Raw genomic sequence first — 13,948 nt, forward strand, 5'->3', positions numbered from 1 at the left:
GCTGACAGGGTGACGGACTCCGCAAAGCCTACCCTCATGGTCGTCGACGGCCACTCGCTCGCCTACCGCGCCTTCTTCGCGCTCCCGGTCGACAACTTCACGACCAAGGACAAGCAGCACACGAACGGCATCTACGGGTTCCTGTCGATGCTGGTCAACCTCATCAAGGCGGAGAAGCCGACGCATCTCGCGATCGCCTTCGACACCTCTCGGCACTCCTTCCGCACCGATGAGTACCCCGAGTACAAGGCCACGCGGTCCGAGTCGCCGCAGGAGTTCAAGGGGCAGATCCCGCTGCTGCAGGACTGCCTCGCCGCCATGTCCATCCCGGTCCTGACGAAGGAGGGGATCGAGGCGGACGACATCCTCGCCACCCTCGCGTCCCAAGGTGCCGAACAGGGCTTCGAAGTGCTCGTCGTCTCGGGAGACCGCGACACCATCCAGCTCGTCAACGAAGACGTCACGCTGCTGTATCCGTCGGTGCAGGGGGTCTCCCAACTCAAGCGCTACGACCCGGCGACCGTTCAGGAGCGCTACGGGGTGCGACCCGAGCAGTACCCGGATATCGCCGCGCTCGTGGGCGAGACCAGCGACAATCTGCCCGGCGTGCCGAAGGTCGGCGAGAAGACGGCGGTCAAATGGCTCACGCAGTTCGGCTCGCTCGATGAACTGATCGCCCGCGCCGACGAGATCAAGGGCGTCGTCGGAGGCAACCTCCGCGACCACATCGAAGACGTCCGTCGCAACCGCAAGCTCAACCGTCTGCTCACCGACGTCGAGCTTCCGGTGGGCCCGGCTGACCTCGCCGTCGCACCGATCGATGCGCAGGCCGTGCGCGACATCTTCGCCCGTCTCGAGTTCCGCACCCTGCTGCCGCGGGTGTTCGAGGCCGTCGGTGCCGGCGACGTCGCTGACGACCCTGCCTCCGTCGTGGTGCTCCCGGTGCCCGTCGAGGTGCCTGCGGCCGACCTCGCGAGTTGGGCTGCGGCGCAGGAAGGCGATGTCGCGCTCCGCGTCACGACCCAGGGCGGTGTCCCCGTACGCATCGGCGTTGCCACGCTGACCGAAGTCCGTGAAGCCGATTGGTCGGATGAGGCCGCGGGCGATCTGCGCGGATGGTTGGAGTCCGAGGCACCGAAGCTGCTCCACGACGCGAAGCCGCAGGTGAAGGCGCTGATCCGCCAGGGCATCCGCCTTCGCGGGCTCGCATACGACACGAGTCTGGCCGGCTGGCTGCTGCGACCGAGCTTCCCCGACAAGACCCTCTCCGACCTCGTCGAGCGCTACCTGGGGGAGAAGCTCCCCGAGGCCGATCCTTCCCAGCTCGTCCCCGAGACCGAGGGTGCGACGCCGTCTCAGGAGGCGTGGTTCGCTCTGCGAGTTGCCGATGCTCTCCGCGAGGACATCCCGGAGTCGGTCGCGAAGGTCCTCGACGACATCGAGCTGCCCACGCTGCTCACCCTCGCCGACATGGAGGTCGCGGGTGTCGCCGTGTCGCACGACGTGCTGTCGACCTTCTCGGGTGAGCTCGCGGCCCGAGCGGAGGGCCTCGCACAGGAGGCGTTCTCCGTCGTCGGCCGCGAGTTCAACCTCGGCTCGCCCAAGCAGCTGCAGGAGGTGCTGTTCGAAGACCTGCAGCTGCCGAAGACCCGCAAGACCAAGACCGGCTACTCGACCGACGCTGCGGTGCTCGCCGATCTGCAGGAGAGCAACCCGCATCCGTTCCTGAGCCTGCTGCTGCAGCACCGTGAGGCCACGAAGCTGCGCCAGATCATCGAGTCGCTCGATTCGGCGATCGGAGACGACCACCGTGTGCACACCACGTACGTGCAGACGGGAAGCCAGACCGGACGGCTCTCGAGCACCGACCCGAACCTGCAGAACATCCCGGTGCGCACCGAGGAGTCACGCCGCATCCGCAGTGCTTTCGAGGTGGGCCAAGGGTACGAGGCTCTGCTCACCGCTGACTACTCCCAGATCGAGATGCGCATCATGGCGCACCTCTCCGGCGACGAGGGGTTGATCGAGGCCTTCAACAGCGGGGAAGACCTGCACCGTTTCGTCGGAGCGCGCGTGTTCGGTGTCGAGCCGAGCGATGTCACGGCGGCGATGCGCACCAAGGTCAAGGCGATGTCGTACGGTCTGGTCTACGGGCTCTCCGCGTTCGGCCTCTCCAAGCAGCTGCGCATCGAGCAGTCCGAGGCCAAGCAGCTCATGATCGAGTACTTCGCGCGGTTCGGCGCCGTGCGCGACTACCTGCGTGCATCCGTGATGAAGGCGAAGGAGGTCGGCTACACCGAGACCATCTTCGGCCGCCGTCGACCGTTCCCCGACCTCGCGAGTCCGAACCGCGTGCTCCGCGAGAACGCCGAGCGGGCCGCCCTCAACGCTCCGATCCAGGGCAGCGCCGCCGACATCATGAAGATCGCGCTGCTGCACATCCACGACGACCTCCGGTCCGAGAACCTCTCCTCGCGGGTGCTGTTGCAGATCCACGACGAACTCGTGGTCGAGGTCGCGCCGGGGGAGTGGGACGCCACCGAGCGGATCGTCCGCGCGCGGATGGGCGATGCTGCCGAGCTGTCCGTGCCGCTCGATGTGCAGGTCGGTCGGGGTCGCGATTGGAACGAAGCCGCGCACTGACCTCCGGCGGTGGGAGGGGGCCGGGGATTAGGCTGAAAGGTATGACTTCAGCTCCTCGCACCCCCTCTGCCATCGACGCCGTCGCCGATGAATGGGTCGACACGATCGCGGTACTGGCTCCCACACTCGGGACGTACATCGGCCGCGACGAGGTGAACGACCGCTTCGGCGACCTGAGCCCGCAGGGGCACGAGGAGATCGCTGCAGCCACCCGCGCGACACTCGACCGTCTCTCGGCACTCGAGCCCGTCGACGCGATCGACGAGGTGACGAAGACCGATCTCAGCGCCGAGCTCCGCCTCGATCTCGAACTCCACGATGCCAAGTGGCACCTTCGTGACCTCAACGTCATCGCCTCGGCGGCGCAGGACGTGCGCGCCGCCTTCGACCTGATGCCCACTGCGACCGTGGAGGACTGGGACGTGATCGCGACCCGTCTCGCCGCGGTTCCGGATGCGCTCCGCGGATACGTCGAGACGCTCCGCACCGGGATCGCTGAGGGAGTGACGCCGGCGCGTCGTCAGGTGGTCGAGGTCGCGACACAGATCGACCGCTACACGGCCGACGACGGGTTCTTCGCCGCCTTCGTCGCCGAGGCCGACCCGGAGGAGGGCCAGCTCCCGGCCTCCCTCGCACGCACGCTCGCGGACAACTCGGCAGCTGCACGCGTCGCCTACGACGAACTCCGCCGCTTCCTCGCCGAGGAGCTCGCCCCCGTCGCGGGCGAGGTCGACGCCGTCGGCCGCGAGCTGTACGCCCTCAACTCCCGCCGTTTCCTCGGCGCGACGATCGACCTCGACGAGACGTACGAATGGGGTCGTGAAGAGCTCGCCCGCATGGTGGCGGAGCAGACCGCCATCGCGAACGAGATCCTCCCTGGTGCGTCGGTCGAGGAGGCCGTCGCCCATCTCGAGGCCGATCCCGCACGCAAGCTCGTCGGCACCGACGCATTGCAGAAGTGGATGCAGGAGACGAGCGACAGGGCCGTCGCTGAACTGGGCGCCTCGCACTTCGACATTCCCGAGGCGATCCGCACACTCGAGTGCATGATCGCTCCCACCCAGGAGGGTGGCATCTACTACACGGGGCCCACGGACGATTTCTCGCGTCCCGGTCGCATGTGGTGGTCGGTCCCCGAAGGCGTCACCGAGTTCGACACCTGGCGCGAGCTCACCACGGTGTTCCACGAGGGCGTCCCCGGACATCACCTGCAGATCGCGCAGGCCGTCTACAACCGGGCAGAGCTCAACTCCTGGCGCCGTCTGCTCGCAGGCACGTCCGGCCATGCAGAAGGCTGGGCGCTCTACGCCGAGCGCCTCATGGAGCAGCTCGGCTACCTCGACGACCCCGCCGATCGACTCGGCATGCTCGACGGTCAGCGCATGCGGGCGGCCCGTGTGGTGCTCGACATCGGCGTGCACCTCGGCAAGCCCCGTCTCGACGGCACAGGTGTGTGGGACGCGGAGTACGCGCTGGACTTCATGCGCGCGAACGTGAACATGTCGGACCAGTTCGTGCAGTTCGAGGTGAACCGCTACCTGGGTTGGCCGGGGCAGGCGCCGTCGTACAAGGTGGGCCAGCGCATCTGGGAGCAGGTCCGCGATGGTGTTCGCGCGGCGGAAGGCGATGCCTTCTCGTTCAAGGACTTCCACAAACGGGCGCTCGATATGGGCGGCGTCGGGCTCGACACGTTGCGCACCGCTCTGCTCCCGCGCTGACGGGAATGCGGCCGGACGGTCACGTGTTCATTCATCTGAATAGGAAGGGATGACATGGGCATCGAATTCGGACTGGACACGTTCGGCGACATCACGCGAGATGCGGACGGGGAGCTCCTCACGGGGGCGCAGACGATCCGCAACATCGTGCAGCAGGCGGAACTCGCAGACTCCGTGGGCGTGGACTTCTTCGGGGTCGGGGAGCATCACCGCACCGAGTTCGCCGTGTCCGCCCCGGAGATGGTGCTGGCGGCGATCGCCGCGCGCACGGAGAACATCCGGCTGGGCACGGCGGTCACGGTGCTGTCCTCGGACGACCCCGTACGCGTGTTCGAGCGCTTCTCGACGCTGGACGCGCTGTCGAACGGCCGGGCCGAGGTGGTGCTCGGGCGTGGCTCCTTCATCGAGTCCTTCCCCCTGTTCGGCTATGACCTGCGAGACTACGACGCGCTCTTCGAGCAGAAGCTCGAACTGTTCGTGGAGCTCCTGAAAGAGGAGCCGGTGACCTGGTCGGGAACGATGCGTCCGTCGTTGGAGAACGCGAACGTGTTCCCGAAGACCGAGAAGGGTCTGCGTACCTGGGTCGGTGTGGGCGGAAGCCCGGAGTCGGTCGTCCGTGTCGCTCGCCACGGTCTCGGCCTCATGCTCGCGATCATCGGGGGGCCGGCGGTGCGGTTCAAGCCGTTCGTCGATCTGTACCATCGCTCGGTCGCATCGTTCGGTACCACGTCGCATCCCGTCTCGGTGCACTCGCCTGGCCACATCGCCGCGACAGACGCGGAAGCCTGGGATGCCGCTTACTCCGGATTCGAGGCGATGAACAACACCATCGGCCGAGAGCGCGGGTGGCCGGCGTACAGCCGTGCACGTTTCCAGAACGACGTGGGACCTGAGGGGGCGATCTACGCAGGGTCGCCGGACCGGGTCGCTGCGAAGATCGCCGACACCATCACGACGCTCGGCCTCGGGCGTTTCGACCTCAAGTACGCCACAGGCACCCTGTCGCACGAGTCGATGATGCGCAGCATCGAGCTGTATGGCACCGAGGTGATCCCGCGCGTGAAGCGGATCCTCGCCTCGCAGGACTGACGTCATCGAGCGCAGGACGCCCGGCGCTCGGCTTTACGATGAGAAGCATGGCCAACACCGCCTTGCCGAGCCGCTCATCGTTGGCTGAGCGCCTGGACGTCCTGCCTTTCACGCGCCGGCATCTCCGCTTGCTCACGGGCTCCGGTCTCGGCTGGGCGCTGGACGCGATGGACGTGGGTCTGATCTCCTTCATCCTCGCGGCCCTCACGCAGCAGTGGGGGCTGTCCAAGGGCGAGGCGGGCTGGATCGCCTCCGTCGGGTTCATCGGCATGGCCATCGGTGCGACGCTCGGCGGTCTCCTGGCGGACCGCTACGGACGACGGCAGGTGTTCGCTCTGACGTTGCTCGTGTATGGCCTCGCCACCGGAGCCAGCGCGCTCGTGGGCGGGCTTGCGGCGCTTCTGGTTCTCCGATTCCTCGTCGGCCTCGGGCTCGGCGCCGAGCTTCCTGTGGCATCGACCTACGTGAGCGAGTTCGCCCCCGCCCGGATCCGCGGTCGCCTGATCGTCGTACTGGAGGCGTTCTGGGCACTCGGGTGGACGGCAGCTGCTCTCATCGGGTTCCTGGTCATACCCGCTTCGGAGGATGGCTGGCGCTGGGCGTTCGCCCTCGGGGCCATCCCGGCGGTGTACGCACTCTTCGTGCGGTGGCGGATGCCCGAGTCGCCTCGCTGGCTCGCGTCGCGGGGACGGATCGCAGAGGCCGACCGCATCGTCTCCGCGTTCGAGGCAGAGGCGCGGGTGGAGGCGACTCCGGCCATCAGGAAGGAGCCGGCATCACGAGCGATCGCCGTCACCGCCCGCGCACGGTTGGCGACACTCTGGAATCGGGAGTTCCGACTGCGCACACTGTGTCTCTGGCTGGTGTGGCTCGGTGTGAACTTCGCCTATTACGGAGCGTTCATCTGGATCCCGAGCATCCTCGTCGATGCCGGGTTCGATCTGGTGCGGTCTTTCGGGTTCACGCTCATCATCACGTTGGCTCAGCTCCCCGGCTACGCGGTGGCCGCGTGGCTCATCGAGGTCTGGGGCCGTCGACTGACGCTCTCCGTCTTCCTCCTCGGCTCGGCGGTCTCTGCCGTGGTCTTCGGCACGGCGACGACGGAGGGCACCATCATCGCCGCCGGCATGGCGCTGTCGTTCTTCAACCTCGGCGCCTGGGGTGCCCTGTACGCGGTGACCCCGGAGATCTATCCGACCTCGTTGCGGGGCACGGGCGCGGGCTGGGCCGCTGGAGTGGGGCGCATCGCATCGATCGTCGCACCGCTCTCTGTCCCGATCCTCCTGGTCGGGGGCGGCGCGCCGCTCCTGTTCGCGGTCTTCGGGGTCTGTTTCCTCGGTGCTGCGGCTGCGGCGTGGGGACTCGTCGATCGCGGCGGCCAGGCTCTCGACGACCGCTGAGGCGGGGGCGACCCATCCGGTCTCGGCGCCGTGCGTCGTCGTCCCGCAATAGGCTGGGATGATGGCAGATGTGCGGTTCGTGGCGATCGGCGACTCGTTTACCGAGGGTGTGGGTGATGTCCTCCCGGACGGACGGGAGCGCGGCTGGGCCGACCTGGCGGCTCAAGGGTGGGCGGACGCCGCCGGGCACCCCATCCAGTACGCGAATCTCGCGATCAGGGGCAAGCTCGCCTGGCCGATCGTGGAAGAGCAGCTCGAACCCGCGCTCGCCCTGCGTCCCACGCATCTCTCGTTCAACGGCGGTGGCAACGACATGCTGCGCCCGCGTACCGACGTCGAGCACATCGCCGACGCCTTCAGCCGGGTGCTGCGCCGATGCGACGAGGAGGGGGTGACGATGATCCTGCTCTCCGGCGCGAACCCGAGTGGTCAGCTCCCGATGGGCTCTCTCGTGCAGCGGCGGGGTGATCTGCTGTCCGAGGCCGTGCTGCGTCGCGTCGAAGATCGTCCCGACGTGATCCGTGCGCTCAACTGGCCCGACCGTGAGCTCTCCCGCGGCGCGTACTGGGCGGAGGACAGGCTGCACATGAATGCATCGGGTCACCACCGTGTGGCCGCCCGCGTGCTGCACGCTCTCGGCTACGAGCCTCCGGAGACGTGGTGGGCGCCGAGCGATCGGCTCGGTACGGGCCCCTCCGGCCTCGCCTATTACCGCGAGTTCGTCGGGCCCTGGGTGCGGCGGCGTGTGACCAGGACGTCGTCGGGAGACGGCCGCGCGGCAAAGTACCCGTCGTGGGTAGAACGGGTTCCCGCATGACGTCGTCCGACAGTTGCCGAATCCGGTGAGTGACTTCGAGCTCGCGGCCATCAGTGCCGGCACCGTGTCGCTGCATGATGCTCGCAGGCAGGAGAGGCGCGATGTCGCTCTCGAACCATTCGAGATCGGTGTGTACCCGGTGACGGAGGAACAGCTCGCCGAGGTGCTCGGCATTCCCGCACGGCATCCCCGCCGCCCCGCCGCGGATCTCAGCTGGTTGCGAGCGGTGCATTTCTGCAATGCCGCGTCGGAGTGGGAGGGGCTGGAACGGAGCTACTCGTTCGACGGCGAGGTCGTCACGTGGGATACGACCGCGGACGGATACCGGCTGCCCACAGAGGCGGAGTGGGAGTTCGCCTGTCGTGCCGGCGCGACGGGCCCTCACTATGCGCCGCTCGCGGATGCGGCTTGGACGGCGGCGGACGGGGTGGCCTCGCCACAGGACGTGGGCGGGAAGCTCCCGAATCTCAACGGGCTCTTCGACACGCTCGGCAACGTCTGGGAGTGGTGCTGGGACCTGCTCGACCCCGCCCGCTACGACGACTACCGGGTGTTCCGCGGAGGCGGCTTCGCCGACGACGCCTGGAGCGTTCGGGCATCCGTTCGTCGCGGGGGAGCGCCGCGTATGCATCACGACGACGTGGGGTTGAGGCTCGCTCGAGGCGCCTTCGACACCACGGATCAGGCACAGGGCTGGTCGGCGCGAAGCGATCGAGAGCGCGCTTTCCAGGATGGCCCGCTTCCATCGGGATGGACTCCTCGCCGCGGCTGAGGCGCCCCGATTCTTCGTCGGCGACATGTGCGAGAGGAGCGCATTTGTCCCGCTGGCTGTGCTGATGCCAGGCTGAGGGACATGGCATCCTCCTATTCGCTCATCGTCTCTCAGGGCCGGGTGGCCGACCGTACCGACGGCGCCTTGATCGGCGCGCGCCGAGTGGGCGAGGCGGTGTCGTCCCTGATGTCGATCGAAGCACAGACCATCGGCACTCCGACCCCGAGTGTCGTCGATGACTGGACGAAGGCGTTACCGGAGGCGGAGCAGACGCTCCACGGGATCCGGGCGGCGCTGCAGGATGCCCTTGCCGCGGGGACGACACCCCTGCTGATCACCAACACCTGCGCTGTGAGCCTCGGCACGCTCCCCACGGTCGCGGAGCATCACCCGGATGCGGTGGTGCTGTGGATCGACGCGCACGGCGACTTCAACACCCCGGAGACGACGGAGTCAGGGTACCTCGGCGGCATGGTGCTCGCCGCGGCGTGCGGCCTCTGGGACAGCGGCCACGGTTCCGGCATCAACCCGAAGCAGGTGATCGTCGTCGGTGGCCGGGACATCGACCCCGCCGAGGGGGATCTTCTGGCGGAGGCAGGGGTTACCGTACTTCGGCCGGCAGAGAGCACGCCTGAACGCATCGTCGACATCATCGCCGGACGACCGGTATGGATACACGTCGACTGGGACGTGCTCGAGCCCGGTTACATCCCTGCGGCCTATCGCATCGGGGGCGGGCTGCTGCCGCATCAGATCGCCGGGATCTTCGCCGCACTGCCCGTAGGTGCCGTGCAGGGCGTGGAGCTCGCGGAGTTCGAGGCGGGAGACGCCGAAGTCCCTGAGCATCTCAGCGTGGAGCTCGTGATCGAGACTTTGCAGCACCTCCTGCGCTGATTCTGTGGACTCTGTCCGCGTGCCGCGTGCCGCGTCAGCGACGGCGCTCGGGGTCGAGCCCCATGCGGACACGCGTACGTTTGCGCTCGACGAGGATGAAGACGGTGCCGATGATCCAGAGCGGGATCGGCATGAGAAATGCGATCCGGAAGGCTTCCAGCGAGTAGGTCTCCGGCGTGCCGGCGCCCTGCAGATCGAGCGCGAGACCGATGAGGAAGATGGCGATGAGCGCGGCGATGAAACCTCCGGCGTTCGTGACGCCGGTGGCGGTGCTGAGGCGGTGCGTCGGGTTGTGCGTTCTGGCGTGGTCGAAGGCGATCATCGAGGCGGGACCACCGGTCCCGAGAGCGATCGCCAGGACGTAGAGGAGCCAGAGCGGTGCGGTGTCGGGGAGGGCGATGACAGAGATCCACGCTGCCATCTGAACCCCCACGGCCGGAAGCACGAGGGCGAGAGAGCGATGGTTCGGCAGTCGACGCGACAGGTCGCCGATGATGGGACCGAGAAGCATTCCGGCAACGACATATACGGAGATGATGCCTGCGGCGTGTGCAGCATCCAGGCCCTCCGCCGCTGTGAGGAACGGCATACCCCAGAGGAGCACGAACGCGGTTCCCGCGAACGGCGTGGTGAAGTGCGACCAGAAGGCGAGGCGGGTCCCTGGGTGCGCCCAGGCGGCGCGTATGCCGACGCCGGTATCTATCGCTGAGGTGACGACGCGCACGACTCCCGTGTCGGTGTTCACCGTGACATCGGCGCCGCGCTCGACCGGGTGGTTGCGGATGACGAGCGCCACGAGGATCGTGAACAGCACCCCGAGCCCGGCGATGCTGCCGAAGGTGATCGTCCAGGTGGTGGCGTGTAGCAGCGCGGCGACGGGGACGAGCGCGATGAGTTGCCCTGCCTGGCCGATGATGCCGGTGAACTGCACCATGAGGGGTCCTCGCTGCGCGGGGAACCAGGTGGCAACCAGGCGCAGCACGGCGGGGAAGATGGCGGCATCTCCGGCGCCGAGCAGAACGCGTGCGACGATCGCGATGCCGATGCTGGGGGAGAGAGCCATGGTCAACTGGCCGGCGGCCATGAGCAGCATCCCGATCGTCATGATCGGCCGGGATCCGAAACGGTCGAGCAGGATTCCCACGGGGATCTGCATCCCGCCGTACACCGCCAGTTGGACCACGGCGAACAGGGCCAGCGTGGAAGCATCGGCCTGGAACCGGTCAGCCGCTTCGACGCCGACAGCCCCGAGCGAGGTGCGGTTGGTGATCGCGAGCACATAGGCGGCGACGCCGACCGACCAGATCAGCCAGGCCCGCCACCCCGGTGTGGAGACGGGGGAGTGGGAGACCTGCGGCACCCCTCAACGCTACTCCTCTGCGATGTCGCAGATGAGATCTGTGATGTCGCAGGTGGGAGCTACCCTGACGCCATGACCAGCACACCTCTGCATCACTCACTCGATTACGTCGAGCTCGTCGTCACCGACCTCGATGTCTCGAAGCGCTTCTTCGCCGATGCGTTCGGCTGGCATTTCAACGACTACGGCCCGGGCTATGCGGGGATCGTGTCTCCGCGCGCCGACGGGAACGAGGCCGGTGGTCTGCTGCTCGCCGACGAGGTGCGTCCCGCCGGCGGCCCTCTGGTGCTGCTCTACTCCGAGGACCTCGACGCCACGAAGGAGGCCATCGTGGCGGCCGGGGGCAAGATCCTGCAGGAGCCGTATGAGTTCCCGGGTGGGCGTCGGCTGCACTTCGCGGATCCGTCTGGCACCGAGCTCGGGGTGTGGTCCGCGCACTAGCGCCCGGTTCGCGGCGTCGGACCTTTCGAGCGCGACGATTGCCCGTATGACGGACATCACCGCGGGAACTACCGACGACATCGCGAGATGTGTCGATCTCTGGGTGCAGGCTCTTCGATACCGCGATGGAGAGGTCGACGCGGCCGCAGTCGCCGCCCGCATGCGCAAGCTGTTCGACAGGCCTCTCCTGCGGTTCGCGTTGGCAGGGGAGCCTCTCGCTGGGTTCGCTCTGACGGCACCGAAATCCGGTGACGAGACCACGGCAGTGCTGGAGCGGATCGCTGTGCTCCCTGCTTCCTCCGGCAAGGGGATGGGAAGAGCTCTGTTGAAGGACGCGATACGGGCGTCGAAGGACGCCGGGTACTCCACGGTCGAGCTCGCTGTGCGGCGAGGAAACCCCGCCATCCGGCTCTATGAGCTGCAGGGATTCCGGCCTGTTTCCGGTCCGGTCACTCATCCGCTCGGCGGCGAGCCCATGATCACGTTCAGTGTCGGCCTCTGAGGGGAGCCGACGCCGCCGGGGGTACGTTCAGCGCGCTGCACGCCTGACAGAGGGGCATGGAGTATGCCGAGCCTATGACGGCCCAGGGGAGGGGAGTGCCGGGTCCCTGAGATCCTCCACGATGATCGATACCAGCTCATCGGTACCGATCTCGGGGCCGATCCGTCGTTCATCGAACCAGGGGAGTGGCTGCCACCCATCGTGCCATTCGCGGATCTTGTCCTCCCCGAATTCCTGGGCAAGTTGCCGGCCCGCGTGGCGGCGGATCGTCTCCTCGAGGCCGACGTCGAACTGGTAGATGCGTGTGGACCCGAGGTGGTCTCGGTACAACCGTTCGAACGCCTCCGAGTAGTCGCGCAGATTGAACACGCCGTCGAGGATCACGTCATACCCGAGGTCGAGCGCCTGGCGGGCGGTGGTGATGATGAGGACACTGGCGTCGCGGGAGAGCTTCCGCCGATCCGGCTCACGGAGGAGCTCGCGGCGGAAGTGATCCTGAGAGATCAGAGCGACGCGCGCGCCCAGCGCTGTGCGCAACGATGTTGCCGTGGTCGTCTTCCCCGACGCCGCATCGCCGCGAAGGATGACGAGACGAGTGGAGCCGCTGCCTGTGAGAGCCATCGGGCCATTCTCGCAATGCTCTCGAGTCTGACGGGCGTCAGGTGAGCTGGAACGGCATGCCGAGGGCTGTCCTGAGCCTGGTCGCGAAGGCTTGGCGGTGAGCCGGATCGACCCATTCCGCGTCATCATGCCGCTGGTACAGACGGTCGTCCGGGTGGCGGGGGAACACGTGAACGTGAAGATGCCAGACGTCCTGGCCTCCGGCGGGTTCGTTGTGCTGGCGGATCGAGGTGCCCTCACACGCGTATGAGGAGCGGATGCCGATGGCGACTCTCTGGGTGAGGTCCCACACCGCCGCGCTGTCCGACGGCGAAAGGTCGTAGATGTTCTCCACATGCGTCCGAGGGATGACAAGCACCGCGCCCGGGTTCCCAGGCCACCACTTCGGAGCGATCCGGGCGTAAGCGCGTTCAGTGACAGCGACCACGTCTGTGGGCAGGTTGTGATCGTCATGCGTGCCCTCGAGGAAAGCGCAGAACGGGCAGACGTAGCCCGCGGACGCATGCATAGGGGGACTCACGCCCCGATCATCGCACGGTGAGCGGCTGGATGGCTCGTGGAACAATGAAGACATGCTTGCTCGGGTCGTCGCGGTCCATTCCAGTGCTTCTCACACGTTCAGCAAGGAGACACGGGGATCCATCTCGCTGCTAGAGGGTCTGGGCGTCGACGGCGATGCGCACTGTGGAGCGACGGTCAAGCACCGATCGCGGGTGGCCGCCGATCCGTCCCAACCGAATCTCCGGCAGGTGCACCTGATCCACGGCGAGCTCTTCGAGACCCTGAAGGAGGGTGGCCATCTCGTGGCTCCAGGGGACCTCGGCGAGAACATCACGACGCAGGGCATCGATCTGCTCGCGCTGCCTGTCGGATCACGACTGCGAATCGGAGAGACTGTGGTGACGGTCACGGGGCTTCGCAATCCGTGCCAGCAGATCAACGGATTCCAGTCGAGGCTGCTCAAGCAGGTGGTGCGGAACGCCGGTGACGGCAAGGTCGTCCGCCTCGCCGGCGTGATGGGCATCGTGTCGCGGGGTGGGCGCGTGGCTGCGGGAGATCCGATCGATGTCGAGTTGCCACCGCACCCGCATCTCCCGCTCACGCGAGTCTGAGGGGGACGGGCTGCTTTCTGCTAGCTGACATAATGTGCATTATCGGATATAGCTCACGAGTGGAGAGTGGCGCGAAGAGATGGGACTCTGTGCTCTCGGGCCCCTCATGCTCCCTGGGCTGCTGCATGGGAGACGACGTCGCGAATCCAGCGGTTCGCCGCTGACGGGTACAGCGGTGCCGACACATCGTCGTCGTCGAATGGGCGCCATAGGATCGGCACGATCGATCCGTCGGACTCCGTGAGGGTGCCGCCCTCCAATGCAGGTTCTGGGTGCAGCCTGCCGCAGTACAGCGCAACGATTTCATGACCGAGCTCGCCGTCGTATCGGAAGATGTTCTCAACGACGCCTGGGAAAGCCAGATCGACCACATCGGCTTGGAGCTCTTCCTGGACTTCGCGGAGTATCGCCTTCTCGTGTGTCTCGCCGAGTTCGACACCGCCGCCGATCAGCCGGTGAAAGCCGAGCGGGTTCTCCGCCGTCGCACCGTGCTGGCTGACGAGGTGCCGAGCGCCGTCGCTGTGGGTGGCCACAAGCATGGCTTTGACACGAATGTGGGAGCGGTCGACCGGCATGCCC

The 13,948-nt window shown here is 67.1% G+C and carries 14 protein-coding genes; 10 read left to right on the forward strand and 4 right to left on the reverse strand.

The features are described from left to right. Positions 1 to 9 precede the first annotated feature (9 nt). From polA to MOX01_RS10630, 7 genes are all read left to right on the forward strand, one after another. On the forward strand, positions 10 to 2,643 hold the full coding sequence (gene polA / locus MOX01_RS10600) for a DNA polymerase I (protein ID WP_174799773.1): 2,634 nt from the start codon (positions 10 to 12) through the stop codon (positions 2,641 to 2,643). Positions 2,644 to 2,684: 41 nt separating this feature from the next. Further along, positions 2,685 to 4,361 carry a DUF885 domain-containing protein gene (locus MOX01_RS10605; RefSeq protein WP_046747115.1) on the forward strand — a complete coding sequence of 559 codons (1,677 nt, stop codon included), beginning with the start codon at positions 2,685 to 2,687 and terminating at the stop codon, positions 4,359 to 4,361. 54 nt (positions 4,362 to 4,415) lie between these two features. Beyond that, entirely contained in the window at positions 4,416 to 5,450 is a 1,035-nt protein-coding gene (locus MOX01_RS10610; protein WP_058631189.1) for an LLM class flavin-dependent oxidoreductase, read from the forward strand. 47 nt (positions 5,451 to 5,497) lie between these two features. Continuing rightward, the gene (locus MOX01_RS10615; protein WP_061015916.1) at positions 5,498 to 6,850 is read left to right on the forward strand and encodes an MFS transporter; all 1,353 of its coding nucleotides are present in this window, start codon (positions 5,498 to 5,500) and stop codon (positions 6,848 to 6,850) included. Positions 6,851 to 6,911: 61 nt separating this feature from the next. Continuing rightward, on the forward strand, positions 6,912 to 7,667 hold the full coding sequence (locus MOX01_RS10620; protein WP_174799774.1) for an SGNH/GDSL hydrolase family protein: 756 nt from the start codon (positions 6,912 to 6,914) through the stop codon (positions 7,665 to 7,667). A gap of 25 nt (positions 7,668 to 7,692) precedes the next feature. Beyond that, the gene (locus tag MOX01_RS10625) at positions 7,693 to 8,439 is read left to right on the forward strand and encodes a formylglycine-generating enzyme family protein (RefSeq protein ID WP_058631186.1); all 747 of its coding nucleotides are present in this window, start codon (positions 7,693 to 7,695) and stop codon (positions 8,437 to 8,439) included. A gap of 81 nt (positions 8,440 to 8,520) precedes the next feature. Next, on the forward strand, positions 8,521 to 9,333 hold the full coding sequence (locus MOX01_RS10630; protein ID WP_141369555.1) for an arginase family protein: 813 nt from the start codon (positions 8,521 to 8,523) through the stop codon (positions 9,331 to 9,333). A 34-nt stretch (positions 9,334 to 9,367) separates the two neighbouring features. Here the strand turns inward: MOX01_RS10630 and MOX01_RS10635 are convergent, their stop codons facing one another. Beyond that, on the reverse strand, positions 9,368 to 10,693 hold the full coding sequence (locus MOX01_RS10635; protein ID WP_058631184.1) for an MFS transporter: 1,326 nt from the start codon (positions 10,691 to 10,693) through the stop codon (positions 9,368 to 9,370). A gap of 72 nt (positions 10,694 to 10,765) precedes the next feature. On the opposite strand from MOX01_RS10635, the gene MOX01_RS10640 reads away from it, so the two are divergent. Both MOX01_RS10640 and MOX01_RS10645 read left to right on the forward strand, forming a co-directional pair. Then, positions 10,766 to 11,134 carry a VOC family protein gene (locus MOX01_RS10640; RefSeq protein WP_046747108.1) on the forward strand — a complete coding sequence of 123 codons (369 nt, stop codon included), beginning with the start codon at positions 10,766 to 10,768 and terminating at the stop codon, positions 11,132 to 11,134. Positions 11,135 to 11,180: 46 nt separating this feature from the next. Then, positions 11,181 to 11,636 carry a GNAT family N-acetyltransferase gene (locus tag MOX01_RS10645; protein ID WP_170224192.1) on the forward strand — a complete coding sequence of 152 codons (456 nt, stop codon included), beginning with the start codon at positions 11,181 to 11,183 and terminating at the stop codon, positions 11,634 to 11,636. 72 nt (positions 11,637 to 11,708) lie between these two features. Here the strand turns inward: MOX01_RS10645 and MOX01_RS10650 are convergent, their stop codons facing one another. Further along, positions 11,709 to 12,257: an AAA family ATPase gene (locus MOX01_RS10650; protein ID WP_141369559.1), complete on the reverse strand. Its 549-nt coding sequence runs from the start codon at positions 12,255 to 12,257 to the stop codon at positions 11,709 to 11,711. A gap of 37 nt (positions 12,258 to 12,294) precedes the next feature. Then, positions 12,295 to 12,765 (reverse strand): HIT family protein, encoded by a 471-nt coding sequence (locus tag MOX01_RS10655; protein WP_141369696.1) that lies wholly within the window; start codon positions 12,763 to 12,765, stop codon positions 12,295 to 12,297. 64 nt (positions 12,766 to 12,829) lie between these two features. On the opposite strand from MOX01_RS10655, the gene MOX01_RS10660 reads away from it, so the two are divergent. Then, positions 12,830 to 13,369, forward strand: a complete 540-nt coding sequence (locus MOX01_RS10660; RefSeq protein WP_141369561.1) for an MOSC domain-containing protein — start codon at positions 12,830 to 12,832, stop codon at positions 13,367 to 13,369. Positions 13,370 to 13,473: 104 nt separating this feature from the next. On the opposite strand, the gene MOX01_RS10665 is transcribed toward MOX01_RS10660, so the two are convergent. Next, on the reverse strand, positions 13,474 to 13,944 hold the full coding sequence (locus tag MOX01_RS10665; RefSeq protein WP_141369563.1) for an NUDIX domain-containing protein: 471 nt from the start codon (positions 13,942 to 13,944) through the stop codon (positions 13,474 to 13,476). Between the last annotated feature and the right edge of the window lie 4 nt (positions 13,945 to 13,948).

The sequence above is a fragment of the Microbacterium oxydans genome (assembly GCF_006540085.1).
In the GTDB taxonomy this organism is placed as follows: domain Bacteria; phylum Actinomycetota; class Actinomycetes; order Actinomycetales; family Microbacteriaceae; genus Microbacterium; species Microbacterium oxydans.

Excerpts from the sequence above, each read along its gene's own strand:
- MOX01_RS10605 (WP_046747115.1), top strand. The coding sequence starts at position 2,685 with ATGACTTCAGCTCCTCGCACCCCCTCTGCCATCGACGCCGTCGCCGAT.
- MOX01_RS10610 (WP_058631189.1), top strand. The coding sequence starts at position 4,416 with ATGGGCATCGAATTCGGACTGGACACGTTCGGCGACATCACGCGAGAT.
- MOX01_RS10615 (WP_061015916.1), top strand. The coding sequence starts at position 5,498 with ATGGCCAACACCGCCTTGCCGAGCCGCTCATCGTTGGCTGAGCGCCTG.
- MOX01_RS10620 (WP_174799774.1), top strand. The coding sequence starts at position 6,912 with ATGGCAGATGTGCGGTTCGTGGCGATCGGCGACTCGTTTACCGAGGGT.
- MOX01_RS10630 (WP_141369555.1), top strand. The coding sequence starts at position 8,521 with ATGGCATCCTCCTATTCGCTCATCGTCTCTCAGGGCCGGGTGGCCGAC.
- MOX01_RS10640 (WP_046747108.1), top strand. The coding sequence starts at position 10,766 with ATGACCAGCACACCTCTGCATCACTCACTCGATTACGTCGAGCTCGTC.
- MOX01_RS10645 (WP_170224192.1), top strand. The coding sequence starts at position 11,181 with ATGACGGACATCACCGCGGGAACTACCGACGACATCGCGAGATGTGTC.
- MOX01_RS10650 (WP_141369559.1), bottom strand. The coding sequence starts at position 12,257 with ATGGCTCTCACAGGCAGCGGCTCCACTCGTCTCGTCATCCTTCGCGGC.
- MOX01_RS10655 (WP_141369696.1), bottom strand. The coding sequence starts at position 12,765 with ATGCATGCGTCCGCGGGCTACGTCTGCCCGTTCTGCGCTTTCCTCGAG.
- MOX01_RS10660 (WP_141369561.1), top strand. The coding sequence starts at position 12,830 with ATGCTTGCTCGGGTCGTCGCGGTCCATTCCAGTGCTTCTCACACGTTC.
- MOX01_RS10665 (WP_141369563.1), bottom strand. The coding sequence starts at position 13,944 with ATGCCGGTCGACCGCTCCCACATTCGTGTCAAAGCCATGCTTGTGGCC.